Origin of the sequence: Sinorhizobium sp. NFACC03 (genome assembly GCF_900103435.1) — a bacterium.
Taxonomy (GTDB): domain Bacteria; phylum Pseudomonadota; class Alphaproteobacteria; order Rhizobiales; family Rhizobiaceae; genus Ensifer.
Genome location: NZ_FMXF01000008.1, coordinates 71,844 through 96,514 on the forward strand (window position 1 = coordinate 71,844; position 24,671 = coordinate 96,514).

26 protein-coding genes are annotated in these 24,671 nt (G+C 63.0%); 7 read left to right on the plus strand and 19 right to left on the minus strand.

What is annotated here, in order from left to right; genetic code table 11:
• Nucleotides 1–61: 61 nt before the first annotated feature.
• The 8 genes from BLU35_RS13190 to BLU35_RS13225 all read right to left on the minus strand — a co-directional run bounded on the left by BLU35_RS13190 (nucleotide 62) and on the right by BLU35_RS13225 (nucleotide 7,717).
• Nucleotides 62–1,396, minus strand: a complete 1,335-nt coding sequence (locus BLU35_RS13190) for an MFS transporter (protein ID WP_210185134.1) — start codon at nucleotides 1,394–1,396, stop codon at nucleotides 62–64.
• Between the two features lie 39 nt (nucleotides 1,397–1,435).
• On the minus strand, nucleotides 1,436–2,224 hold the full coding sequence (gene benD / locus BLU35_RS13195; RefSeq protein ID WP_093233345.1) for a benzoate diol dehydrogenase BenD: 789 nt from the start codon (nucleotides 2,222–2,224) through the stop codon (nucleotides 1,436–1,438).
• Entirely contained in the window at nucleotides 2,221–3,243 is a 1,023-nt protein-coding gene (gene benC / locus BLU35_RS13200) for a benzoate 1,2-dioxygenase electron transfer component BenC (protein ID WP_093233346.1), read from the minus strand. The genes benD and benC overlap by 4 nt, the downstream gene beginning before the upstream one ends.
• A 39-nt stretch (nucleotides 3,244–3,282) precedes the next feature.
• On the minus strand, nucleotides 3,283–3,771 hold the full coding sequence (benB, locus tag BLU35_RS13205) for a benzoate 1,2-dioxygenase small subunit (RefSeq protein WP_058322765.1): 489 nt from the start codon (nucleotides 3,769–3,771) through the stop codon (nucleotides 3,283–3,285).
• The gene (locus BLU35_RS13210) at nucleotides 3,768–5,126 is read right to left on the minus strand and encodes a Rieske 2Fe-2S domain-containing protein (RefSeq protein WP_093233347.1); all 1,359 of its coding nucleotides are present in this window, start codon (nucleotides 5,124–5,126) and stop codon (nucleotides 3,768–3,770) included. The genes benB and BLU35_RS13210 overlap by 4 nt, the downstream gene beginning before the upstream one ends.
• A 96-nt stretch (nucleotides 5,127–5,222) precedes the next feature.
• A complete protein-coding gene (catA, locus tag BLU35_RS13215; protein WP_093233348.1) occupies nucleotides 5,223–6,161 on the minus strand; it encodes a catechol 1,2-dioxygenase in 939 nt (312 codons plus the stop codon).
• A 73-nt stretch (nucleotides 6,162–6,234) separates the two neighbouring features.
• Nucleotides 6,235–6,525 carry a muconolactone Delta-isomerase gene (gene catC / locus BLU35_RS13220; RefSeq protein WP_057251968.1) on the minus strand — a complete coding sequence of 97 codons (291 nt, stop codon included), beginning with the start codon at nucleotides 6,523–6,525 and terminating at the stop codon, nucleotides 6,235–6,237.
• Nucleotides 6,526–6,535: 10 nt separating this feature from the next.
• The gene (locus BLU35_RS13225; protein ID WP_093233349.1) at nucleotides 6,536–7,717 is read right to left on the minus strand and encodes a muconate/chloromuconate family cycloisomerase; all 1,182 of its coding nucleotides are present in this window, start codon (nucleotides 7,715–7,717) and stop codon (nucleotides 6,536–6,538) included.
• Between the two features lie 150 nt (nucleotides 7,718–7,867).
• Between BLU35_RS13225 and BLU35_RS13230 the strand changes: the two genes are divergently transcribed.
• The gene (locus tag BLU35_RS13230; RefSeq protein ID WP_093233350.1) at nucleotides 7,868–8,809 is read left to right on the plus strand and encodes a LysR family transcriptional regulator; all 942 of its coding nucleotides are present in this window, start codon (nucleotides 7,868–7,870) and stop codon (nucleotides 8,807–8,809) included.
• Here BLU35_RS13230 and BLU35_RS13235 read toward each other — a convergent pair.
• The 6 genes from BLU35_RS13235 to BLU35_RS13260 all read right to left on the minus strand — a co-directional run bounded on the left by BLU35_RS13235 (nucleotide 8,802) and on the right by BLU35_RS13260 (nucleotide 14,562).
• Nucleotides 8,802–9,683 (minus strand): IolE/MocC family protein, encoded by an 882-nt coding sequence (locus tag BLU35_RS13235; RefSeq protein ID WP_093233351.1) that lies wholly within the window; start codon nucleotides 9,681–9,683, stop codon nucleotides 8,802–8,804. The genes BLU35_RS13230 and BLU35_RS13235 overlap by 8 nt on opposite strands.
• Nucleotides 9,683–10,888: an NAD(P)/FAD-dependent oxidoreductase gene (locus tag BLU35_RS13240; RefSeq protein ID WP_093233443.1), complete on the minus strand. Its 1,206-nt coding sequence runs from the start codon at nucleotides 10,886–10,888 to the stop codon at nucleotides 9,683–9,685. Before BLU35_RS13240 ends, BLU35_RS13235 begins: the two co-directional genes overlap by 1 nt.
• A 123-nt stretch (nucleotides 10,889–11,011) precedes the next feature.
• Entirely contained in the window at nucleotides 11,012–11,956 is a 945-nt protein-coding gene (locus BLU35_RS13245) for a substrate-binding domain-containing protein (protein ID WP_093233352.1), read from the minus strand.
• A gap of 99 nt (nucleotides 11,957–12,055) precedes the next feature.
• A complete protein-coding gene (locus BLU35_RS13250) occupies nucleotides 12,056–12,367 on the minus strand; it encodes a MocE family 2Fe-2S type ferredoxin (protein ID WP_058322965.1) in 312 nt (103 codons plus the stop codon).
• 8 nt (nucleotides 12,368–12,375) lie between these two features.
• Nucleotides 12,376–13,410: a sterol desaturase family protein gene (locus BLU35_RS13255; RefSeq protein WP_093233353.1), complete on the minus strand. Its 1,035-nt coding sequence runs from the start codon at nucleotides 13,408–13,410 to the stop codon at nucleotides 12,376–12,378.
• Nucleotides 13,411–13,560: 150 nt separating this feature from the next.
• The gene (locus tag BLU35_RS13260) at nucleotides 13,561–14,562 is read right to left on the minus strand and encodes a LacI family DNA-binding transcriptional regulator (RefSeq protein ID WP_093233354.1); all 1,002 of its coding nucleotides are present in this window, start codon (nucleotides 14,560–14,562) and stop codon (nucleotides 13,561–13,563) included.
• A 162-nt stretch (nucleotides 14,563–14,724) separates the two neighbouring features.
• Between BLU35_RS13260 and BLU35_RS13265 the strand changes: the two genes are divergently transcribed.
• Nucleotides 14,725–15,450, plus strand: coding sequence for a glutathione S-transferase (locus BLU35_RS13265; RefSeq protein ID WP_093233355.1), 726 nt, complete (start codon nucleotides 14,725–14,727; stop codon nucleotides 15,448–15,450).
• A gap of 19 nt (nucleotides 15,451–15,469) precedes the next feature.
• On the opposite strand, the gene BLU35_RS13270 is transcribed toward BLU35_RS13265, so the two are convergent.
• On the minus strand, nucleotides 15,470–16,603 hold the full coding sequence (locus tag BLU35_RS13270; protein WP_093233356.1) for an aminotransferase: 1,134 nt from the start codon (nucleotides 16,601–16,603) through the stop codon (nucleotides 15,470–15,472).
• Nucleotides 16,604–16,789: 186 nt separating this feature from the next.
• Between BLU35_RS13270 and BLU35_RS13275 the strand changes: the two genes are divergently transcribed.
• Nucleotides 16,790–17,359 carry a helix-turn-helix domain-containing protein gene (locus BLU35_RS13275; protein ID WP_057251977.1) on the plus strand — a complete coding sequence of 190 codons (570 nt, stop codon included), beginning with the start codon at nucleotides 16,790–16,792 and terminating at the stop codon, nucleotides 17,357–17,359.
• Between the two features lie 183 nt (nucleotides 17,360–17,542).
• A complete protein-coding gene (locus BLU35_RS13280) occupies nucleotides 17,543–17,794 on the plus strand; it encodes a hypothetical protein (protein WP_093233357.1) in 252 nt (83 codons plus the stop codon).
• Nucleotides 17,795–17,901: 107 nt separating this feature from the next.
• On the opposite strand, the gene BLU35_RS13285 is transcribed toward BLU35_RS13280, so the two are convergent.
• On the minus strand, nucleotides 17,902–18,861 hold the full coding sequence (locus tag BLU35_RS13285) for an MBL fold metallo-hydrolase (RefSeq protein ID WP_093233358.1): 960 nt from the start codon (nucleotides 18,859–18,861) through the stop codon (nucleotides 17,902–17,904).
• 91 nt (nucleotides 18,862–18,952) lie between these two features.
• Here BLU35_RS13285 and BLU35_RS13290 point away from each other — a divergent pair, with 91 nt between their 5' ends.
• The gene (locus BLU35_RS13290; protein ID WP_093233359.1) at nucleotides 18,953–19,864 is read left to right on the plus strand and encodes a LysR family transcriptional regulator; all 912 of its coding nucleotides are present in this window, start codon (nucleotides 18,953–18,955) and stop codon (nucleotides 19,862–19,864) included.
• A gap of 112 nt (nucleotides 19,865–19,976) precedes the next feature.
• On the opposite strand, the gene BLU35_RS13295 is transcribed toward BLU35_RS13290, so the two are convergent.
• From BLU35_RS13295 to BLU35_RS13305, 3 genes are all read right to left on the minus strand, one after another.
• The gene (locus BLU35_RS13295) at nucleotides 19,977–20,357 is read right to left on the minus strand and encodes a DUF427 domain-containing protein (protein WP_057251981.1); all 381 of its coding nucleotides are present in this window, start codon (nucleotides 20,355–20,357) and stop codon (nucleotides 19,977–19,979) included.
• A 143-nt stretch (nucleotides 20,358–20,500) separates the two neighbouring features.
• Nucleotides 20,501–21,253, minus strand: coding sequence for a DUF599 domain-containing protein (locus tag BLU35_RS13300; RefSeq protein WP_502688154.1), 753 nt, complete (start codon nucleotides 21,251–21,253; stop codon nucleotides 20,501–20,503).
• Between the two features lie 153 nt (nucleotides 21,254–21,406).
• Nucleotides 21,407–22,303, minus strand: a complete 897-nt coding sequence (locus tag BLU35_RS13305; RefSeq protein WP_093233361.1) for an autotransporter family protein — start codon at nucleotides 22,301–22,303, stop codon at nucleotides 21,407–21,409.
• A 175-nt stretch (nucleotides 22,304–22,478) separates the two neighbouring features.
• Between BLU35_RS13305 and BLU35_RS13310 the strand changes: the two genes are divergently transcribed.
• A complete protein-coding gene (locus BLU35_RS13310; protein WP_057251983.1) occupies nucleotides 22,479–23,162 on the plus strand; it encodes a GntR family transcriptional regulator in 684 nt (227 codons plus the stop codon).
• A gap of 1 nt (nucleotide 23,163) precedes the next feature.
• Nucleotides 23,164–24,603 carry an aldehyde dehydrogenase family protein gene (locus BLU35_RS13315; RefSeq protein WP_093233362.1) on the plus strand — a complete coding sequence of 480 codons (1,440 nt, stop codon included), beginning with the start codon at nucleotides 23,164–23,166 and terminating at the stop codon, nucleotides 24,601–24,603.
• Nucleotides 24,604–24,671 lie beyond the last annotated feature (68 nt).

Genomic DNA, 24,671 nt, shown 5'->3' on the forward strand with positions numbered 1-24,671 from the left:
TCTCGCACGCGCAAAGGGATGGCGGCCGGATGCCTTCATGGCCGGCCGCCATCGCCGTTCGTTAAGCCGTCGCCAATTGCACGACCTCGTCGCGGCGGGCGTTGCTGATCGCAAAGACCAGCATGGCGAGCGCCGAGATCGCAGCCGGGATGGCGAAGATCGCGAAGTTCTGCTGCAGCGGAAACTCCTGCGCCAGGAGCACGCCGCCAAGCGTCGGGCCGACGATGGCGCCGATGCGACCGACGCCCGAGGCCCACCCCAATCCGGTCGAGCGGACCGAGAGATTGTAGAGCTGTGCCACGCTGGCATAGAGCAGGATCTGCGTGCCGATCGTAGTGGCGCCGGCAATGAAGACCATGAGGAACAGGAGAGCCGCCGGCGGATTGAAGCCGATCAGCGCGATCGACAGGGCTGCCGCGACGAAGAATCCGACCACCACCTTCGGCAGGCCGAACCGGTCGCCGAGCCAGCCGCCGGCAATGGCGCCGACCATACCACCGAAATTCAGCGAGAACAGGCTGAGCAGGCTTGCCTTCTCCGCATAGCCGGCTTCCTGCAGCACCTTCGGCAGCCAGGATGACAGCAGGTAGACGAGCAGCAGGCAGCAGAAGAACGCGACCCAGAGCATGAGAGTGCGAAGCGTGCGCTGGTGGCGAAAAAGTTCCAGGACCGATGCAGAGGCGCCCTTCGTTTCGGAGAACACCAACCGATCTGCCGCGCCGAGACGCGCGCCGGGATCGATCTTCTGATAGATCCGCTTCGCTTCGTCCTGCTTGCCCTGACGGATAAGGAAACCGAGCGATTCCGGCAGCTTCCAGAGGATCACCGGCAACAGAAGCAACGGCACCGCGGCGATAAAGAACATCGGCTTCCAGCCATAGGATGGGATGAGGCCGATGCCGAGGCCGGCCGCCACCATGCCGCCGACCGAATAGCCGGAGAACATCAGCGCCACCAGGGTGCCGCGCAGACGCTTCGGCGCGTATTCGTTCATCAGTGCCACGGCATTCGGCATCAAGCCGCCGCAGCCGAGACCGGCGAAAAACCGGAAGATCTTGAACTGTTCGGGCGAACCGGCAAGCCCCGTCAGCAAGGTCGAGACCGTGAACAGCACGAAGCTGATGGCGATGCCCTTCTTACGGCCGATCCGGTCGGCGAGCGGGCCGAAGATCAGCGCCCCGAACATCATGCCGAACAGTGCCCAGGCCTGCAGCGCGCCGGCCTGCGGCTTGCTCAGTCCCCATTCGGCGATCAGCGTCGGCAGCACGGTGCCGGCGACGAAGACGTCATAACCGTCGACAATCAGCAGCAGCGCTGAGAGCGCAACCACCATCCACTGGAAGCCCCCAAGGGGGCTCCCGTCTATTGCCTCATTCACATCGATAGAGCGCATCATCTCCTCCCCAGGTCGTTGCGCGTTTCAGATAGAGAGCCGTCAGCCGAGATCGCCGCCGGCGACCGGCAGCACGCTGCCGGTGATGTAGGAGGCCTCGTCGGAGGCCAGGAACAGAATGGGTGCCGCCTGCTCTTCGATGCTGCCGTAGCGCTTCATGAAGCTCGACTGCTTTACCTGGGCGACGACGTCGCCCATCCAGGCCTTCTCGGCGTCGCTGTCGCCCGCGGCATTGCGCGGGATCCGCCGCGGCGGCGCCTCCGTCCCACCCGGCGCGGTCGCGACGACGCGGATGTTGCGCTCGGCAAGTTCCATCGCCAGCGACTGGGTGATGGCGTTGACACCGCCTTTCGCCGCGGAATAGGGCACGCGGTGAATGCCGCGCGTCGCATTCGAGGACACGTTGACGATGGTGCCGGCGCCGCGCGCAAAGAGATGCGGCAAGACGGCATGACAGCAATAGAGCGTCGGCATCAGCGAGCGGCGGATTTCCGCATCGATCTGCGACGGTTCGAATTCGGCGAAGGGCCGCATGCGGATCGCACCGCCGACATTGTTGATCAGGATGTCGATGCCGCCGAATTCTTCGACGGCAAAGCGCATGGCTGCCGCAGCGCCCTCGTGGGTTTCGAGATCGGCCACGAAGGCGGCCGCCTTGTCGCTTCCGGCTTCCGCCGCCACCTCGGCGACGAAATCGGCACGATCGACGAACAGCACCTTGCCGCCCTCCGCAGCGGCGCGCAGCGCCACGGCACGGCCGAGCCCTTGAGCCGCCCCCGTGACCACGAGCACTTTGCCGGCGAAACGTCCTTCGAAGCGCGCGGAGGTCATGCCGCCTCCTTCGCCACCGCATTGGGCGTGAACTTCTCGTAGTGGAAGCTGTTGGGCTTCACCCCGGTGTCGTCGAAATGCTTGCGCACCGCATCGACCATCGGCGGCGGGCCGCAGAGATAGACGTCGACATCGCCGCCGTTGAAGAGCTCTTCCGGCATGTGCTGGGTGACCCAGCCCTTGCGCGGATGGCTGGAGGCAGCGTCTGCCACGACTGTGCTGCAGGTGAAATTGGCAAGCCGTTTGGCATGGGCCTCGATCTCGTGGACAAGCACGAGATCCAGATCCCGGGTGACGCCATAGATGAGATGAACCTTCTGCTCGGCGTTCGTGCGGGCCAACACCTCGAGCATCGACTGGAACGGCGCAAGACCGGTGCCGCCGGCTAGCAGCAGCAGGGGGCGTTGGACTTCTCTCAGATAGAAGCTGCCGAGCGGCCCTGTCAGTTCGAGTTTCGTGCCGACTTCGGCGCGCTCCAGCCAGTTGCTCATCAGACCGCCGGGGATCTTCTTGATCAGGAAGCCGAGACGCTGTTCACCCGGAGCCGAGGAGAAGGAATAGGAGCGACTCTGGCCGCTGCCGGGCACATCGATATTGACGTATTGCCCCGGCAGAAAGGCCGGTGCTGCGTCCACCTCCAGCTCCAGCACGATCGCCGCATCATTGTGCGGGGTGACCCGCGCAACCGTTGCCGAGAACTTCTGCTGCCCGGTCTTGCAGGCGGCCGAGGTCGTCGGCACCGCGATGACGCAATCGCTCGACGGCTTCATTTGACAGGTCAGCACCAGCCCGCCTGCGGCCTCGTCCGCCGTCAGCGCATCGTCGATGAAGTCGTCGCCGAGGTCATAGGCACCGCTTTCGGCGCGGCACTTGCAGGTACCGCAGACGCCGTCGGAACAGTCCATCGGCAGGTTGATCTTGTTGCGGAAGGCGGCGTCGAGCACCTTCTCGTCGTCCCTACATTCGACGAAACGGGTGACGCCATCCTCGAAATTCAAAGCGATCCTGTAGCTGGCCATGGTTGCTCCTCCCAATCCCTTGTCGTCAGGCGGCGGTCATCAGATGTGGTAAACGTCGATGACCTGGCGGATGTAGTCGTTCTTCAGCACGATCTTCTTTTGTGAAATCACGAGCTCTTCGCCGCTTTTGCGCAGCGTCACAAACATGGTGCCGAAGAAGTGGTCGGTGACCTTGTAGCGGTGGTTGAGCGTGTGGAAGTTGTAGCGGACATCCACTTCCTCGCCGCGGTCGGCCAGCAACTCGACATTGGTGACGTTGTGGCTGGTACGCGGCTCTGGCGTGGAGGCGCCCGAGCGTTCGGTCTTGATGCGGAAGACGCGATCCTCCAGGCCGTCGCGGCTCGGATAGAAGATCAGCGAGATCTCAGACTGCGGATCTTCGGTCAGCTGATCGTCATCGTCCCAGGCCGGCATCCAGTAGGTGACGTCGGGCGCATAGCAGGTCAGCCATTCGTCCCATTCGCGGTCGTCGAGCAGGCGCGCTTCGCGGTAGAGGAAGGCGCAGGCGGTGTCGTAGGAGATGCTCATGCGACCGCTCCCTTCTTCTCGGAGGCAAGTGCTGCGCGCATCACCTTCGCCCAATATTCGTGCTGGCGGACGAACAGGCCTTCATCCTCGCTGCGCTCGCCGGAGAGCAACGGCGCAAGACCCATGCGCTTGGCATTGTCGTCCGGACCGTCAATCCAGAGCGGCGCCCCGCGTGACAGGTCGTTCCAGAGCGCGGTGATGCCGGCATAGCCCTGCTGGCAGGCGCGGAATTCTTCGAGATCGTCAGCCGTGCCCATGCCGGAGACGTTGAAGAAGTCCTCGTATTGGCGGATGCGCAGCGTGCGATCGGCAGCACTTTCGCCCTTCGGCGCGAAACAGAAGATGCTGATCTCGGTCTTGTCGACGCTGATTGGACGGGTGACGCGGATCTGCGTGCTGAACTGGTCCATCAGGAACACGTTCGGATAGAGGCAGAGGTTACGCGTCTGGTTGACGATGAAATCCGCCTTCACTTCGCCGACGCGCGCCTTGATCTCCTCACGGGCGTGGAAGACCGGCCGGACCTCGGGGTTCATGGTGTTGGTCCAGAGCAGAATATGGCCGTTGTCGAAGCCGTAGACGCCGGCAATCGAGCGGCTCCAGCTGCTCGCGTCAACCGCCTTGGTGCCCTCCTCGTGGCGGCGGCCCATGGTCGCGGCATAGTTCCAGTGCACGGAGCTGACGTGATAGCCGTCGCAACCGTTTTCCATCTGCAGCTTCCAGTTCCCATCGTAGATGTAGGAGGAATTGCCGCGCAGCACTTCGAGCCCGTCGGGCGCCTGGTCGACAATCTGGTCGATGATGACCTTGGTCTCGCCGAGATAATCCTCGAGCGACGAGACATCAGGATTCAGGCTGCCGAAGAGGAAGCCGCGATAGCTCTCGAAACGAGCGACGCGCTTCAGGTCATGCGAGCCGTCTTTCGCGAATTGCGGCGGATATTGCGTGGTCTTCTCGTCCTTCACCTTCAGGAGTTTGCCGGTGTTGGAAAAAGTCCAGCCGTGGAAAGGACAGGTGAAGCTGCCCTTGTTGCCGTGCTTGCGCCGGCAGAGCATCGCGCCGCGATGGGCGCAGGCATTGATGACCGCGTGCAGTTCGCCTGATTTGTCGCGGGTGACGACGACAGGCTGGCGGCCGATATAGGTGGTGTAATAGTCATTGTTCTCGGGGATCTGGCTCTCGTGGGCGAGGTAGACCCAATTGCTCTCGAAGATGTGCTTCATCTCCAGCTCGAAGAGGTCTTCGTTGGTGAAGATATCGCGGCGGCACCGGAACATGCCGGTCTCATGATCGTCCTCGACTGCGGTGGCGAGCAGATCGTCGAGGGCCTGGGTTTTGTCGATAACTGCAGACATGGTTCTTCTCCCGCAAACGGCTGATCCGTGCTCGGTTCGGCTATTGCAACAATGTCGGTGTGGGGGCGGCGGCTCAGTCGGCCGCCGCAACAATGATCAGGCGGCGGTGCGCCTGCGCTGCTCGTTGATCTGGTTGTCGACGCCATTCACCAATGAGGTGAGATGAATGTCGAATTCGATCTCGGCGAAGGGGCCGGAGAGACCGTTCGCCTTGATGCTTGCCTCGTCGGTCCGCTCGGTAACATCGGGCACCAGGCCGTCGCGGGTCGCATAGGCGAAGTCGTCGTTGACCAACGGATCGCCGGCTATGTTGATCTGGGTCGTCAGCTTGCGATGACCGTCGGCGCTGATGAAGAAGTGAATATGCGCCGGGCGCTGGCCGTGACGCCCGAGCGCCGAAAGCAGCTGTTCGGTCGGGCTGCCCGGCGGCACGCCGTAGCCGTGCGGCACAATGCTCTGAAACTTGTAACGGCCCTTGGCGTCGGTGACGATCGTGCGGCGCATATTGAACGGCGCCTGCACACCGGTCGGGTCGAAATGCGAATAGAAGCCGCGGGTATCACAGTGCCAGACTTCGACCGTCGCACCTTTCAGCGGTTGGCCGGCGGAATCATAGACGGTGCCGTGCATGATCAGCGGGTGACCGTTGGTGTCCCGGCCGTCATCAAGACGGGCGAAGCCTTCCGATGCCGGTGCGCCGGCGACATAAAGCGGCCCCTCGATCGTGCGCGGTGTCGGATTCTTGATGCCGAGCTCCTCGTCGATGGCGTCGAGACGTTCGTCGAGGAAGTGGTCGAGGCCGAGGCCGGGCGAGATCAGGCCGGCCTGACCGGCAGCACCGATCTCATTCAGCCAGGCAATGCCGGTCCAGTATTCATCCGGGGTGATGTCGAGATCGTCGATCGCCTTGAACAGGTCCGACATCAGCCGGTGCACGATCTCTTTGACGCGCGGGCTGCCGCCGTCCTTGTCGAGGCCGCTCAGGACCTTCAGGAAACCTTGCGTCTCTGGCTTGTCGAAAATCTTCACGCTCATGATAAATCCTCCACTTGGATAGTTTGAAAGCGGGTGCCGCCTGCCAACCTCCCGGCGGCGGCCGAACGAAATCTCAGGTGTCATCCTCCCGGACTGACGACGGATGCCGAAGCAGCGGCGTCACCTCGATGTCCATGAATTTGAACAGCGGCAGACCCGAGAGGATCTCGTGCAGCTCGGCATTGTCCGTGACGTCAAAGACGCTGTAGTTGGCGTACTGGCCGGCGATCCGCCAGATATGCCGCCACTTGCCGCTCTGCTGCAGCGCCTGTGAATAGGCCTTCTCTCGCGCGAGAATCTGGGCCGCCTCTTCAGCGGGCAGGTCATGGGGAATGCGAACATCCATTCTGACGTGAAACAGCATCAGCCGATCCTCACTTCGCAACACTGATGGTCTTGCGCAGCCCTTCGCGCGCAAAGAACTTCAACCGGTCTTCGTCGAGTTCGACGCCCAAACCCGGCCCATCCGGCACCGTCAGTTCGAAGTCGCTGTAGTCGAGGGGCGTTACCAGGATTTCCTCCGTCAGGAGCAGCGGACCGAAAAGCTCGGTGCCCCACTGCAGATTGGCGAAGGTGGAAAACACATGGGCTGACGCCACCGTGCCGACGCCACCTTCCAGCATCGTGCCGCCATAGAGCTCGATGCCGGCGGCATCGGCGATCGCAGCCACGCGCTGCGCGTTGAAGAGCCCACCGCTCTGCTCGATCTTGACCGCAAAGACGTCTGCGCCCTTGGTCTTGGCAATCTCGAAGGCCGATTCAGGCCCGGTAAGGGACTCGTCCGCCATCAGCGCCACCGGAAAACGACGGACCAGTCGGTTGAGCGCTGCCGTCGACGCGACGGGCTGTTCGACCAGTTCGCAACCGGCATCGGCGAGCGCCGCCATGCCGTAGGACGCCTCGAATTCGCTCCAGGCCATATTGACGTCGACGCGCACCGCACCGCGGTCGCCCAGCGCCTGCTTGATCGCCGCCACATGGGCGATATCGTCCTTCAACGGCTTCGCGCCGATCTTCAGCTTGAAGATCCGGTGTCGGCGAAGGTCGAGCATCTTTTCGGCCTCAGCAATGTCCACGGCGGTGTCACCGGAAGCGAGCGTCCAGGCGACCGGCAGCCGCTTGCGCAGCGCTCCGCCCAGGAGTTCGCCGACCGACAGGCCGAGACGCTTGCCGTGGGCATCGAGCAGCGCCGTTTCGACCGCGCTCTTGGCGAAACGGTTTTCCTTCACCGCTTTGCCGATGCGCGCCATTAGCGCCTTCACGCGGGTCGCGTCCTCGCCGACCATGACAGGCGCGAAATAGGTATCGATCGCCAGCTTCATGCTTTCCGGGCTCTCGCCACCATAGGCGAGACCGCCGATCGTCGTGCCTTCGCCGATCCCGACGGTGCCGTCGCTGCAATGGACCTTCACCAGCATCAGCGTTTGGCCGGTCATGGTCGCGACTGAGAGCTTGTGCGGCCGGATCGTCGGCAGATCGACCAGTATCGTTTCGACCCGTTCGACGACGGGGACGAAGGCTGCAGTCGGAGCGATGGGTGCAAGGGTCGTGTTCATGGCGTAACTGTGCGCCGCGCACTGGGTGGCGTCCAACACCAAATAGGTTCTCTATGATACCTTCATGGTATAATGTGGTAGAGATTTCGCAGATTCATGCGGTTACCGCACTGCAACATACCGCAATGGTAGGAAAATGAGGGCCTGAAAATGGATCTGCGCCAGCTTCGCTACTTCGTCGCCGTCGCCCGTGAGCGCAACTTCACCCGCGCCGCCGAGCAGCTGCATATCGCCCAGCCGCCCTTGAGCCGGCAGATCCAGCTTCTGGAGGAAGAGCTGGGCGTGCCGCTGATCATCCGCGCGAGCCGTCCGGTCCGGCTGACGGAGGCGGGCCGGTTGTTCTACGAGCAGTCGCTGCAGATTTTGGGGAGAGTCGAGCAGATGGTTGAGGCCACGCGCCGCGTCGGTCTCAACCAGAACCGCGTCCTGTCCATCGGCTTCGTCGCCTCCACGCTCTATGGCGGGCTGCCGACACTCGTGCGCAAGCTGAGGCAGAATGCGCCGGAACTCGATATCCGGCTATTGGAGATGGTGTCGGTGCAGCAGATCGCCGCGCTCAAGGAGGGCCGAATCGATGTCGGCTTCGGCCGGCTTCACCACAGCGATCCCAATGTCGTCGGCATCCTCATGCGCGAAGAGCGCCTCGCCGTGGCGATACCCCAGGGCACGCCGCTAGCCGAAGACACGTCGCCCTTGCCCTTGAATGCGCTCGCCGGCCAGAAGCTGATCGTCTATCCGAAGGAGCCGCGGCCGAGCTATGCCGACCATGTGCTGAGCCTGCTTCATGCCCACGATGTGCGCCCTGCCGAGGTGCATGAAGTGCGGGAGATCCAGAGTGCCCTTGGCCTCGTCGCCTCGGAAGCCGGTCTGTGCATCGTCCCCTCCTCGGCGCGTCAGGTGCGGTCAGACGTCCACTACCGCATGATCGAGGGGGAACGCGCGACCTCTCCTGTCATCCTCAATCACCGGGTCGGCGACAATTCACGCCACATTGAGCTGATCAAGCAGTTGATCGAAGAGATGTATGCGGAAAACCCGCCTTGGCTTGGCCTCGAGCACAATCTGCCATTCCGGCCCTCCTTCGTTAAATGACGGGGTCCGGCACGCACGCGCCATGCGTTCGGTTGCCCGAAGGGTCTGCGCTCTCAGCCCACACATCCAGCACCATCTGCCGAAGCAAAAGCGCCTCCGCCCACCTGTCCGTCGTGTCGTGGCCGTCCCTGTCCGTGATCGCATAGGGTCTGGGGCCGAGCTCGCAGGTCATGACCAACGCGGCATCGTCGGCGGCACGGGATCTCCAGTGGCGGAAGCCATAGCCCCACCATTCGCGGAAGAGATCGACCCAGGGGCGATGCTGCGGAAAGGACATCTCGATCTGGATCTGCTGGCACGAGCCGACGCGGCCGTGGAAGGCCTGGGCGTTGTGGAGGATGCGCCGGACCTGGGCGTGGCTTTCCTCTTCGACCGGAAAGGCAAACTCGCGGCCGACCAGATAGTGCGAGAGATCGGCGAGCAGCGGCAAATCGGGGCGCCGGTCCAGCAGGTCCAGCGTGAACAAGAGGTCGCTGGTGATCCGGTGGCGATGGGTTTCGACATAGACGGGGACACCCGCCCTTTCGGCGAGCCGCATCCATCCGTCCAGAAGCGGCAGGCAATCTTCCACCCGGCGCGGGCGGACGTCCGCCTGCAGGTCGATGTGGCTGACAGGAAATTCGCTCGCCAGTTCCAGGGTCGGGCGCAGGTCCTCGACGCTCCGGGGAAAACAGACTCCCTCGATCTTCAATCCGGTGCCGCGGATCGCTTCGTTGAGGCGCACGACGTCGGCGCGGTTCGTGTAGTGTGCGCTGATGCCGTCGAACCCGGCCTCGACGATAACAGCGATGTTTTCCTCGAGACCGCGTTCGCAGCCGTCCGCATGCCGGCGCTCCATCGCCCAGAGCGACTGAAAGACAAGCAACTTTTGCATCAGGCCGCCCGCGCGTTCTTCAGAAGCGCCTTCAGGTTCACGCCGGGATCAGCAAGCGCTGCGGGGTCTGGATTGATACCGGCGGCAATCAGCATCTCGGCGAGCTTGATGTCCCTGGCGACGCTATTGCAGGAACCGAGGCCCGCCGCGGCAAGGAGGCGCCCATCGTCCAGGTAGAACTCCAGCTCGCCGCCGTCGAGTTGGCGGATCACGCTCTTATGCTCCGGCTGCGGCAGGCCCGCGACCTGCAGACCGAGATCGTACTGGTCGGTCCAGAACCAGGGGATTGCGCCAAAAGCTTCCTTTCCGCCGACCATGTTGCGGACCGCGGTCTCCGCCTGGCTGCGCGCATTGCGCCAGCTCTCGAAGCGAATGTACCCGCCGCCCGGCTGCGCCACCGCGGCGCAGTCACCGGCCGCAAAGATGTTCGGGTCACTGGTGCGGAGAAAACCGTCCGTCAGGACGCCGTTTCCGGTGGCAAGGCCCGCCGCCTCGGCGAGCGCCACATCCGCAGACACGCCGATTGCCGCGACGACGATATCGGCAGGCACCGCGCTGCCATCGGCGAGGAGAACGGCATCGTCGGTGATCGCGGCCATCCCCTGACCGAGATGAAACGCAACGCCTTCATCCTGATGCCGCGCATGGAGCTTGGCGGCAAAGCGCGGTGGAACCGCGCGTCCGAGCGGCTTAGCCGCCATCTCGATAACGCTGACGGTTATGCCTTTGCCGCGCAGAACGGCCGCGAGCTCCATGCCGATCAGACCACCACCGATGATGGCGATACTTTTTCCCGGGTCGGCGCTGGAGAAGATTGTCGCCGCATCCGCATAGGTGCGAAAGTCGAGCGCGCGCTCAGCCCCAAGGCATGTCAGCCGCCTCGGGCGAGCGCCGGTCGCAAGCAGCAGCTTGTCGTATGTAAGCGTCCGCCCGTCGCTGAAAGCGACAGACCGGGTATCCGGATCGAGGCTCAGGGCCGATACGCCCTGGAGGTAGTCGATGCCGGCAGCCTGGAGCGCCTCGGCGCCGCAGATCGGCTTCATCTGCACCGCGCCATTGAGCGGCTTCGACAGTGGCGGGCGCTCATAGGGCAGATGCGGCTCTGTGCCGGTGAGCGTGACGCTGCCGGTAAAGCCCGCTTCGCGCAGCGCAAAGGCCGCCCTTGTGCCGGCTTCACCGGCGCCGATGATGACGATGCGGTCCATGGCTTCTCCGTAGATCAAGATTTGGAGCGGGTCGCGGGCGAAAAGCGGCAAGCACGTTTCCCGATCCCGTTCAAAAAGAGGGGGTGGCCGGCGCAGGCAGGAGAAATGCGCCGGCTGGGAGGATCAGTTGCGGGTCGCGTAGTCGGCCATGTTCTTGGGCGTGACGAGCTCGAAGGGAACCATCACTTCGCGTTCGACGGCCTTGCCGCGCGCCAGCGCGACGGCAGCATCGAGCGCGCTCGCCGACTGGCCCTTGGCATTCTGGAACACCGTTGCATCGAGGTCGCCCGCGGCCATGGCGGCAAGACCATCCTGCGTCGCATCGATGCCGACGACGATCACATCGTCCATGGACACGCCAGCGGCCTTGAGCGCCTGTATGGCGCCGATCGCCATTTCGTCGTTGTTGGCAAAAACCACGTCGATCGGGCGCCCGGCCGTGATCCAGTTCGTGGTGAGGTCCATCGCGTTGGTGCGGGTCCAAGCGGCGGACTGCTCGTCGGCGATGGTGGCGCCCTTGCAGTCGCCGGCAGCCAACGTCTCCTTGAACGACGAGGTGCGGTCCCGCGAGGCCTGGTGGGCGAGATCGCCCATCAGGATATAGACCTGCGCGTCACCGGCCTTGCCCTTTCCCTTGAGCAGCGAACAGGCGGCCTCGGCGCCCAGCTTGCCGGAGTCCGTTTCCCGGCTTCCGACATAGGCCTGCTTTACCGGCAACTGGGCGACATTGTCGGGCTGGAGGTTGAGATAGACGAGCGGAATGCCCGCCTTCTCCGCCGCTTCGCTGATGCCGGTGGCTGCCGAGGTATCGGCGAGCGTCGTGATGATCGCGTCGACGCCCGACGCGATGAAGTTGTTCACCTGATTGAGCTGCTTGGAGATGTCGGTCTGGGCGTCCTCAATCTGGACATTGACGCCTCCGGTTTCCGATGCTCTGGCGCTGATGCCTTCACGCAGCAGCGTCTGGAAGTTGTTGTCGAAGCTCTGCATCGAGACACCGATCGTCTCCGCCGAGGCAGCACTTCCCATCAAGGCGGCAAGAGCAGCCGCCAGGTACATGGATTTCATGATTTCCTCCCAATGGGTGCCGGATCACCCGAGTGCATTCCGGGGGTCCACGGACCCGATCAATGCTCGAGTGGTTCGAGCGCGCGGTAAGCGCGGGCCCTAACCGAGGGCCACCCGAACCTCGCCGTCGACGATTTCGGCGGGATAGGTCTTCAGGTTCTCGCAGGCGGGAAGCCTAAGGGCTTCGCCGGTGCGGTAGTCGAAGGCGCCGGAATGCTTGGGACATTCCACTTCGAAGTCCATGACCAGCCCATCGGCGAGATGGATCGCCTCATGGGTGCAGAGACCGGCGGTGCAATAGACGCTGTCATCCGGCCCGCGGTAGACCGCGTAGGTGCGGCCGGCGTGGTCGAAGCGGATCGCCCCTTCCTGCTCGATGTCATCCAGTTTGCAGGCTGGTACCCAGGTGATCACGTTGCTCATTCTGCTGCCTCCCCGATCGTGTTGCGCGCCTTGCGGGCTGCGAGTTTTTCCTTGCGCTTGCGGTAGCGTTCCTGCATCCGCGCCTCGCCTTCTTTGGAGCCGTCGTGCCAGGTGCCGAACCAGCGATCGAGCGGGATCAGGGCGTCGCCATAATTCACCTCGAAATACTTGTGGTGCAGGTAATGCGCATAGGCGTGGCTATCGACGAGTGTCTCTTCGCCGACCTCGACCTTGTCGAAGCCGACATGGCCGGGAATGGCGCCGAAGCCCGCATAGTGAAGTTGGTAGAGCATCAGGATCGGGTTCGACGGCAGCACCAGGTGGTAGAAGACGGTGCCGAAATAGAGCAGGTGCTCGACCGGATGCATCGACAGCGAGGACCATGGCGACGGGTTCACCGAATTGTGGTGGACCGAATGCACCCATTTGTAGAGCAGCGGCGTGTGGATGAGCCGGTGGATGCAGAAGAAGTGGAACTCGTGGATCACAGGCACGACGAGCGCGACGAAAGCAAGCGTCCAGGGATTTTGCGCGAAGCTCAGCCAAGGCGCATAACCGTTGGCATAGGCCCAGAGCATGGCGACCTCGACGGCGGTCCAGATGGTGAGGCCCGAAAGGAAGGTGCGCAGGATATTGTCGAGGTTCTGGCTTTCGAGCCAGAAGGCCTTGCTCTTCTGCTCGGCCGGGAATTTGCCATTGTACTTGAAGCGGTTTTCCTGCCGCTTCAGCACGTAGAGGTGCAGTTCGAAGGCGCCGTAGAAGAGGAAGACGCAGACCGCGTTCACCACGTAGAGCCAGGCGATCCACCCGATGCCCAAAGTCTGCATCGTCTCGATCGGCGGGATTACCCAGGCCCAGTAGGCGACGGCCGAAGCGGCGAAGATCGCGTTCCACGGAAAGAAATAGTGCGGCAGCCACTTCAGAAGCGCCAGCAGTTTGGGCGGAAAGGCAAACAGCGGCGCCGTTTCGATCGGCTGGTTCGGTGCCCAGTCGCCTCGCTTGTTGCGCGTTCCATACTTCAAGTCGTCCATAACGCTCTCCTTCCGGCGGATCGCGGGCGTTCCGCACAAATTCCGGTGAAGGAGAGCGCCTTCCGGTTCGCTCGGGACCGCGCCCTCCTTCTTGATAAAAATCTAGCAGGAGGCGTTCTGAACGGCGAAGCCTTGTTTGATCAAATCAAATCAAAGGCTCTCGGCGGTGATGGTGATGAAGCGAATAGGCGCCTTGTCCGGTTCCAGCTCTGAAAGGCCGATCCGGCGCAGCACAAGGTCAAGGGCGCGGCGGGCCTGCGCCTCGGGCGCCTGATCGAGCACGACGTCCATGATGCCGTCGCTAAGCGCCTTGCGCGTATAATCGGTCAACTCATGGCCGACGAAGAAAATCTCCCTGCCGCGCGGATGCCGGCGAAGAACATCGATCAGAGCGGCGTTGGCACCCCCCGCATTGTAGAGCCCGGCCATTTCTGGATACATCTCGAGCGCCGATTGCAGCGCTTCGGCGCCGTAGTGCTCCTCGTCGCGGGTGAAGCCCAGCCACTCGAACCGGCGCTCGCCCGGATGCTCCTGGAAATAGTCCGAAAAGCCGCTGAGGCGATCGCGATGGACCTGATAGATCGGGTGGCAGAGGGCTACGACAGGGCCGATTTCGTGCGCCATGCGGGCGATGAAGAGTGCTGCTGTTCGTCCGGCCGCGTAGTTGTCGATGCCGACGAATTCGCCCTGCTTCTCGGACGCCCGTGTGACGACATGGATCACCGGCACCCCGCGCGAAACGACCGTCTCGACCGCGGCGCTGATCAGCGGACTGTTGGGCACGGCAAGGATCAGGCCAGCGCGCGGGACCTCGGTCGCAAGAATCCGCCTGGCAATCTCGTCCGGCTTCATCTCCTCGGTGAAGCTGCGTTGCACCACGACAAGCGGATCGAGCGTCTCCGCGATCCTTTCGAACGCTTTGGAGAGCCGGCGATAGAAGGTCGTTTCGGGGCGGACCATCAGCACGTCGATGCGCAAAAGACCGCGATGGGTGTCGGGCAGCGTGCGCGGATAATTCAGCGTGCGCGCGGCAACGACCACCTTCTCGACCAGGTCCGGGCGCACGCCGCCACGTCCGTTGAGAACACGTTCGACCGTCGCGGTTCCGACGCCTGCAAGTTCGGCAATGTCGCGATAATTCGGTTTGCTCACCTAGGCTTTCCCCTGGCACCAGCCCCCGTTGCCTCTCCACAGCGCCATAGCATGCGTCGCGGCCTGTTCGACAGAGCGCGCCTTGCAATTGCTGCCTTGCCCTCGCCCTAAACCGCCGATGGCCTATATCAACCGGGTATCCGAGATCGGCAGAGGGCTTCCATGACCTATGAGTTGTACTACTGGGACGGCATTCAGGGCCGCGGCGAATTCGTGCGCCTGGCGCTTGAGGACGCCGGTGCCGATTATATCGATGTCACCCGCGAGCCGGGCCGCGGCACCGGCGAGATGATCAAGCTGATGGAGAGCGCCACCGAAGCACACATCCCCTTCGCGCCGCCGTTCCTCAGGGAGGGCGACCAGATCATTTCGCATGTGGCCAACATCCTTTTTTACCTCGGCCCGAGGCTCGGGCTCGCGCCCAAGGAGGAAGCGCTGCGCTGGTTCGCCAACGGTCTGCAACTCACCATCACCGACTTCATTGCCGAGGTGCACGACACCCACCACCCGATCGCAACCTCGAAATACTACGAGGAGCAGAAGGTGGAGGCGAAGGACCGGGCGGTCGAATTCGTCACCAACCGCATCCCCAAGTTTCTCGGCTACTTCGAACGGGTGCTTGAACAAAATCCCGATGGCAGCGGCCACGCCGTCGGCGACGACGCAACCTATATCGATCTCTCGCTATTCCAGGTGATCGAAGGGCTGCGCTATGCCTTCCCGAAGGCGATGCGCCATTACGAGCGGCAATACTCCGAGCTTTTGAAGCTGCACGCCTCGGTGAAGGCACGGCCGAAGATCGCCGCCTATCTTGCTTCACCGCGGCGGCTAGCCTTCAATGAAAACGGTATCTTCCGTCGCTACCCGGAGCTGGATATCGAGCCCTGAAGGACAATTCCGCTTGTCCTTACGCGGCGGCAGACTGTTGCTCGCGAAGAAACCCGGACAGGCGCTGCAGACCCTCGCGAAGAATGCTTTCGCTGTTGGCGTAGCCGATCCTGAGATAGCCCTCCATTTCCATTGCGCTGCCAGGCGTCAGCATCACGCCGGTGCGCTCTAACAATCCGAGGCAGAATGCTTCGGAGGTCATCGGCAGATCGTATTTCAGTAGTGCCGTGGTGCCCGAATGCGGCTTGACCCAGGAGATCCGCGGTTCACTGTCGACCCAGTCCGACAGCACCGCGAGGTTGGTGCGGGTAATGCTCCGGCTGCGCGCCAAGATCTTGTGGCGGTTTTCCAGCGCCATTGCCGCGAAGTGATCGTCCAGCATGCCGACGCTGATCGTGTTGTAATCGCGGTGGATCGAAACGGCATGGATCAGTTCGGGTGGCGCGACGATCCAGCCGAGCCGCAGGCCGGCGAGCGAAAACGTCTTCGACATGCTGCCGGTGCTGACGCCCTTTTCGTAGAGGTCTGCGATCGATGCCGTCAAACCGTCGCCCTCTTGATCCGTGCCGCGATAAACCTCGTCGCAGAGGATCCATGCGCCGCAGCCGCGCGCGATACCGACGATCTTTTCGAGGTAGCCGCAATCCATCAGCGCGCCGGTCGGGTTGTTCGGATTGTTGATGGCGATCAGCTTCGTGCCGGGGATAGCGAGCCGCTGCAACTGCTCGAGATCAGGCAGGAAACCGGTCTCCTCCGTCAGTTTCAGGATCTGCGTATCGGCGCCATAGCTGTCCGGGATCGAATAGTGCTGCTGGTAGGTCGGCAGCACCGAAATCACCCGGTCGCCGGGCTCGACGAGCGTTTCATGCACCAGTGCATTGGCGCCGATCGCACCATGCGTGGTGACGACGTTTTCGATCGCCTGTTTCGCATAGAGGCTTGCGATCTGCCCGCGCAGCCGTTCGGAACCCTCGATGGCGCCATAGGTCAGCTTCAGCGGCAGCAGTTCGGCAAGGATCGTGTCCGTCTTGCCCGCCATTTCCAACAATTCCGCCACGGTCAGCGATTCAACGCAGGTCTCGGCGAGATTCCATTCGCAATGGTTCTCGTAGCGGTTCATCCAGATTTCGACACCGAAGTCGCGGATTTTCATGTCAGTGACCTTTCGAATGTTGGGCTATGGCTGCGAGTAAGCCGGACCTGTCGGCGACGTTGAGAATTGTCGCTTGCTGTGACATGAAGCCCTTCCTGTTGGCACAGCTGCGCATGTGGCCTCCGTCGCGGTCGGAGGCACCAGAAATGGCTGGCCGTTGATGGTCGATCCGTATAGAAGAACGATATGAGCAATATATTGCACAGTCAAGATCGATCCGACGTGCTGACCCATGTCGCGGACAATCTCCGGCGCATCCGCATGGCGGCGGGACTGAGCCAGACGGCACTCGCCAAAGCCTCCGGCATCAGCCGCCGCATGATCGTCGCAGTCGAAGGCGCTGACGCCAACATCAGCCTCTCCAGCCTCGACAAGCTGGCGGCTGCGATGAATGTCGGCTTCGTCGATCTCGTCAGGGACCCGTCTCGCCAATCCCGCGACAACATCGACGCTGTGACCTGGCGCGGCCAACAAGCAGAGAGCGAAGCGCGGCTGCTCGCTTCTGCCCCTGCTACGTCCGAAGCCCAGATGTGGCTCTGGTCGCTCGCCCCAGGCGAGCGCTATGACGCCGAGCCCGACCCGCAAGGGTGGCACGAAATGCTGTTCGTAACGGAAGGCACCTTGACGCTTGAGGTCGCTGGCGTGCGCAAGCGATACGCCAGCGGTACCTTCGCGGTCTATAGCTCCGCCCAGGCCTATGCCTACATCAATGACGGTGGCGAAGTCGTGCGGTTCGTCCGCAACGTCATTTCCTAACTCACCGGTAGCCGCCTAACAGACACAGCCCGGCGGGCAAGAGCCGGAGGGGACGCCGCTCCACACGACAACGTGAAGGCACCGGCTCACCAATCGCGGAAGCTCGGTCCGGCGCGCGCTTGATTCGCGCAGACCCGAATGGAAGGATGCCCGGCACTCGGCGAGTGAGGGACGGGGATCTGCATGCTTCTGAAAGTCGAACCACCGGACGGCTGGATGAGCCAGGACGGCCGTGTCCTGTTCGATACCGAGCGTGAGGCCGAACGCTTCGCCTCGAATGCGCGGCTCGCCTTCTCGCTGGCGATCGCCGCCTTGATGCTGGCGCTCTCGATCATCGTCGGGCGCTGGAGTCGGCCAGCGGCTGCAGGCCGAATCCCGCCACCTCGGCGCATCGATCGTCGTTTCGGCGGAAGCCTTCGCGGCAGGAAAGATTGACGAAGCCGGATCAGACAGGTGGGTGCGCCACAACGGCGTGCGTCTGCGCGGGCGCAGAGAAACCATCGACGCCTACGCCTACAAGTGATCCGGCTTCGAAACCCTCGCTATTCGACGTAGTTCCAGGGGATGAAGCGATAGAGCGTCTCGTCCCGGGCCACGTGGCCGACACCGGGGAACGGCAGGTGAGCGCCGGCGACGAGGTAGCGGCCATCGGCTGCATCTGCCAGTGCCACCGCACGGGTCGCGGCCGCCGCTGTTCCATCGACGTCGAAGCTGACGAAGACGTCGGGAGCGTCGAACTGGACGTGGTCGCCATGGATCACGTCACCCCAGAAGACCAGACGCTGGCCGTCATCGGCTTGGAGCACGATCGAGGAATGTCCGGGCGTATGCCCCGCTCGCAGGATCGATCCGAGGTTCGGCAACACGTCCGCATTGTCGGCGAAACGCTTTACTTTTCCGGCGGCGATATAGGGAGCCAGAGCGTCCTCGGCGCGCTGGAAGTCGGTCTTCTGCGCCTCCGTCATCGTCGTCACGCCCTCGCGCTCGATCCAGTAACGATACTCGCGGTCGGCGAGATGGATTTCGGCATTCGGAAACTGGGGCTTGCCGTCGACGGTAAGGCCGCCGGAGTGATCGGCATGCACGTGGGTCAAAACAACGGCGTCAACCTGGTCGGGCCTGTAGCCGGAGGCCGTGAGATGGCGGATGAGCTTGCCGGCGGCGGCGCCGAGCAAGGCGCCGGACCCCGCATCGATCAGCACCAGGCGCTTACCGTCGTTTACCAGATAGGCGTTAATCGACAAATGCGGCTCCTTGCCGAGGAAGGCCTCGTCGAGCCTGCGCTGCAGTTCGCCCTCGGGCTCGTTCTGATAGATCTTCGCCATGGGCAGTGCCAGCGTGCCGTCCGAAAGCGCCGTGACTTCAAACTTTCCGAAGCGGAAGCGGTAGTAACCGGCATTGGCAACGGTCGAGAACGGCGCGGCGGAAAAGGCAAACCGCGGTGCGAGCGGCAACAGGGCCGTGGCGGCGAGAAGGCCCAAAGCTTGTCTGCGAGTGGTCATGATCGGCTCCTTCGATTGGATGCGACGAAGCTATCAATTCAACTCTCCGTCGATTATCCTGCGATCATGGAAGTGATTGTTCCGGAAACGCATGAAATCCCCCCAGTCTCCCGATCTCAATAACCTCAGGATCTTCCTCGAGGTCGCCCGCACCGAGAGTTTCTCAGCCGCAGCACTTCGCCTGCACCTTCCGCCAAGCACGGTTAGCCGGCGCTTGGCTGAGCTTGAAACCGCGCTTGGCGTCGCGCTGCTGCTGCGCTCCACGCGCCGGGTCTCCCTGACCGAGGCGGGCAAGCACCTGCTCGAGTCGATCGGCGGGGCCGTAGAGCTCATCGATCGTGGCATTGCGGGTTTCCGGCCCGCCGATGGCGCCACCCGCGGGCGACTACGGGTCGCCACATCCGTCGCCTTTGCCCGCACCTTCCTGCCGCCGATCCTGAAGCGCTATGCGGAGCTTTGCCCGGAGGTTCAGGTCGATCTGCAGACGGCACACAACAATGTCGATCTGATCGGCGAAAGCGTCGATGTGGCGCTGAGAATGGGCGAGCCGGTCGACAGCGAGATGATCTACCGAAAGATCGGAACGATCGAACAGCGGCTCTATGCCGCGCCGGCCTACCGCGACGGGTTATCTCTCTCGTCACCCGAGGACCTGATGCATGTCGCGCTGGTGGCGCACCGGACCCGGATGCGGCGGGAACTGGCCCACTGGGTGCTCTCCGACGGCAACCGGCATTTCACGCTTGAGCGCCCACCCTCGATCGTCGTCGACGATCCGGCGATCGGAGAGCGCCTGATCGCCGAGGGTCTCGGCATCGGTATGCTGAGCGACGCGCTCGCCGCCGATGGTGTCACCACCGGGCGGCTCGTTCCGGTCCTTGCCGAATGGTCCGGACCAGCCACACACCTCTACTATCTCTACCATCAGCAGCTGGGTGATCTGCCGAAAGTGGCAGAATTCCTGAGGGCGGTGCGCGAAACGTTCCGGGTCCGGAGCGAGTGACCTCGCGGCCAAAGCCTGTCGCGCAAAAGCGCGCTGCGATTTTGCGACAACGACATGCGAAATATCAAGAACTTAAAGCGCAAGGAGCGAATCTGAAAGATCGCGACGCGCTTTAGGGCTGGATCTCTTCGATCGAATCCACCTTGTCGGGATAGAATGCCAACCGATCTTTGATGGCGGCCACCGCCGCATGCGGGCTTTCATAGGTCCAGACGGCGTTCCTCGACCGCTCTCCGCCGGATGGGATGCTGAAATAGGAAGCATCGCCCTTGTATGGGCAGTGGGACGAATGATCCGTGCGCGCCAGCAACGACATGTCGGCATCCTTGCGCGGAATGTACTGCACCGCCGGGTAGGATGCCTCGCGCAAAGTCAGCGCATCGCGGGTGTCGGCGATAACGCGCCCACCGAGGGTGACGACGACACGCGCCGGATTTCTCTCGACTGTGATCGGATGATCGGGGCCGGGAATCTTGATCGGTTTGTCTGACATGAGCGACCGCCTCTGAAACGTTGCTGATGTCTAGATGGTAGACTTACTGTCGAATTCCAACCGCTCACGCCAAAAGCGCCTGCGACGCCTGACCAAGGACGGGCGAACAGGGCGGCTTTTTCCGCGGGCGCCGCGGTTCGTCTTCAGATATTCGCCACCGGCGAACTGATCGCTGCGGCAGGCTCTGCCTCGGCGGCAGGCGGATTGCTCTCATCCAGCAGCTTGCGCACCTCCATCACGCCCTTTGCCGTATCCGACCAGCTGTGTCTCCAGACGAGAAGTCCCACCGAGCCGATGATGGCGACGAGAAACGCAATCGGGCCCAAGAACCAGAGGGCCGCGGCAACGGTGAAGTAGTAGGAGCGAACGCCCTGGCTGAATGAGCGAAGTGCCGGATTGATCATCAGCGACAAGGCGTGGGTCCATGCGGCGATGTCTCGGGCTTCGTCCCGCGACGGACTGGCTCCGATCGCAGCAAGGCAGTAGTTGATCTGCCGGACCGCCCAGATGAATTCGGAAAGCCCCCGCAGCAATGTCGCCATGACGAGCAGCACCTTGCACTGGAACAGCCACAGCGGTTCGATCGGCGCGAACATTGAAATGATCCCCGCCTGAAGACTTGCCGTCGGCTGGATGAAAAGCGCACTGCTCATGGCAACGATGACGATGAGATTGGCCGAACCGAAAAACGAGGCCGAATTGATCGTGTGACCGAGGATGGCGGCATCGCCGATGAAGTTGGTGTCCCGCGTCAGGACCTCGCGCATCCAGGCCCGCCTGATATGCACCATGTCCAGCATCAGGCTGTCTGTCCGGCGCGGCCAGCCAAGCGCCATCATCGGCTCCAATCCCACCCAGGTTACGAGGAACAGGACAATCGCAATCCAATCAAGCATCTGCACGGCCGGCCTCCCACCATAGCTGCTGCTAATTGAAGCAGGTGGGACGGGTACGTCAACGCGCTCGCGAGCGGTGGCGCGATCGAACCATCCGCACGGGTCTAAGTTTAAGGGCGGCGGACGTGCTGGGTCACACCGGTCGAGGGCTGGTCACCACTTCACCCGCAGGCCGATATTACCTTCGAGCACGTCGATCTTTTCCCCACCGAGATTGGTGGTGTAGTCGGCCGTGACATAGCGGCTTGTGGTCTCCGACAGCTTTGCGACCAGACCGCCGCCGAGTTCCAGCGCCGTTCCGCCCCTCTCTGTCACGATCGGGTCCGCGCCGAAGGTCACGCGCTGATCAGCGTCGAAACTGTGCCAGACGTTGGCCTTGAGGTAGGGCTGGAAAGTTGTCGTCTCGGCAATCACTCCGCCTTGCAGGCGGAAGCCCAGCCGTCCGGTCACCGCGTCGTCGCTGTCGAACTTGACGGTCGAGAACGCATCGCGCTGATCGTCAAGCGACAGATGCTGCCAGATGATCTGCGCCTGCGGCTCCAGCGCCCAGCCTTCACCGATGGCGATCGGATAACCGCCTTCGAGCGAAGCCGTGATGCCGCTACCATCGACCTCGACACCGCTGCCGCCGACCGAGCGGGCATCGCCGTCAAACCAGCTGCCCATCAGAACTGCGTCGAGATACCAGCCTCCGGGGCCGATATGGGTCCAGTAGCCGCCAAAGCTGTTTGCCCTGACGTCGATCTCGCCGACATGCAGATTGTTCCAGCCCACCGCCTGCCCGGTAATATCCCCATCGGCACGCGCGTGGCTGAAGAATACGCCGACGCGGTCGTGATGGCCTTGCGCCGACTCCCAACCGAAGAGATCCTGGCCGATCTGAAAGCCCAGGATATTGCCGTCAAAGCTGGGATCGACAGTTCCCTTCCAGTCCAGTTCCGTCTTTTGGCCGAAGACGCGGCCCCAGCTCGCCGTCAGGGTGCCCACCCCATCAAGCAGCGATTGTTCGCCACGCCGTTCATGGAAGGTGCCAAGGGTCGAAAGCGCCAGATATTCGGCAAACGGTCACCTCGTCTTGCGATCGCTTTGACGGCTAGGACCCGGCCGGCGGCCAGTCGGGCGTGCGGGAGAGCGGAAGTACTTGCACAGAGCGGAACTCGCGCGGGCCGCCGATTGACATCTTCTGTATCCTGGATACAATTTGTCTCGATCTTGGGAGGGATCGATGAACCAATCCTTCGAATGGCGAAGCCAATCGCGCCTTCTTGACGAAGTAGCTCAGGCACTTCGCGAACGCATCTATGCCGGCGTCTATGCGCCGGGCGCGACGCTGCGCCAGGAGCGGATCGCCGCCGAATTCGGAATCAGCCGTACGCCGCTGCGCGAAGCCTTGCGGGTGCTCGAGCGCGACGGGCTGGTGGTCAACAAGCCGGGCAGCGGTGTCAGGGTCGCAACCGCAGACCTGCCGAAGCTTCTGGACGCCTATGCCGTGCGCGAAGCGATGGACGGCGTGGCTGCCCGCAACGCCGCCGAGCGCGCCACCACCGCCGAGATCAAGGATCTGGCAAAGCAGGTGGAGCGCCAGCGCAAGACTGTCGAGAACTGGGATCCCGCCGCCTACACCCAGTCCAACGTGATCTTTCACGAGGCGATCGTCGCCGCCTCGCGCAACACATCGCTCGCACCGCTCGGACCGCTTCTGCGTATGACCTCGCAGGTCTTTGCGCCCGCCTTTTCGCTGTCCAGCGAACGCGCGAGCACCGCGGTCGCCGAGCACGGGCTGATCGTCGAGGCGATCGCGGCACGAAACCTCGACGAGGCCGAGAAGCTGGCACGCGCCCATATCAACGCGACGGCAACGAGATTGAAAGCGCTCCTTGAGGCGCGCGAGACTGACAAAGAGGCATGACGTGAAGACCTACGGCAATTTCATCGCGAACAACTGGCAGGACGCAGCGGGCGGCGAATTCATCACTGTCCGGGATCCCTCAAACGGCCAGGAGTTCGCGCGCATCGCCCGGGGGACCCGGGACGACATCGACCTCGCAGTGCGCTCCGCGCGCGCGGCTCTCTCCGGTGACTGGGGTCGGATGACGCCGACCGAGCGCGGCCGGGTATTGACCCGGATATCGGCTGCAGTGCTGCGCAACATCGATCTTCTGACCGAGCTCGAGGCGCGCGATGTCGGCAAACCCGTGACGCAGGCGCGCGCCGACGTCGTGGCGCTTGCCCGTTACCTTGAATTCTACGGCGGCGCCGCCGACAAGGTGCACGGCGATACCATCCCGTATCAGAACGGTTTCACCGTTCTGACGGTCTATGAGCCGCATGGGGTGACGGGCCACATCATTCCCTGGAACTACCCGATGCAGATCCTCGGCCGCAGCCTCGGTGCAGCACTTGCCATGGGCAACGCGGCCGTGGTCAAGCCGGCCGAAGAGGCGTGCCTGACGATCCTCGAATTTGCCCGCATCGCCGAAGAAGAAGGCTTGCCGTCGGGCGCGCTCAACATCGTCACCGGTTTCGGCTCGGAGGCAGGCGCCGCGCTTTCCGAACATCCTGACGTCAACCACATCTCCTTTACCGGTTCGGTCCGGACAGGCGAAATGGTGCAGGCGGCAGCCGCGAAGAACGCGGTGCCGGTGACGCTGGAACTCGGCGGCAAGTCGGCCCAGATCGTCTTCGCCGATGCGGACCTCGATCGCGCCGTTCCCTTCCTGGTGAACGCCGGCATCCAGAATGCCGGCCAGACCTGCTCGGCCTCCTCGCGCATCCTCGTGGAACGAGCCGTCTACGAGGAGGTTGTCGCGCGCATGAGCGAACGGTACCGCGCGCTGAAGGTCGGCCCGGCGGGCGCCGATCTCTCCGTCGGCCCGGTCGTCTCGCAGCGGCAAAAGGCCATCATCGAAGGCTTCCTCGCCGATGCCGCAAAGGATGGCCTGAAAGTGGCGGCGCACGGCGAGATCGTTGCCGATGCGCCCACCGAGGGCGCCTATGTCGCGCCGACGCTTTTGCGCGACGTGCCGCACGACCATCGCACGGTACAGGAAGAAATCTTCGGCCCGGTGCAGGTGATCATGCCGTTCGACGGCGAGGACGAAGCCATCCGGCTCGCCAACGGCACCGCCTATGGCCTCGTCTGCGGCGTCTGGACCAATGACGGCGGTAGGCAGTTGCGGATGGCGCGTGCCGTTCACGCCGGCCAGGTCTTCATCAACAATTACGGCGCCGGCGGTGGCGTCGAGCTGCCTTTCGGCGGCGTCAAGAAATCCGGCCATGGCCGCGAGAAGGGCTTTGAGGCCCTCTACGGCTTTGCCAGCATGAAAACCATTTCTGTCTACCACGGCTAGAGCCGGATGAGGAAAAGTGTGCGCGGTTTTCCGCCCGCATCCCGCTCTAACCCTTGCTCTAAGTCCCC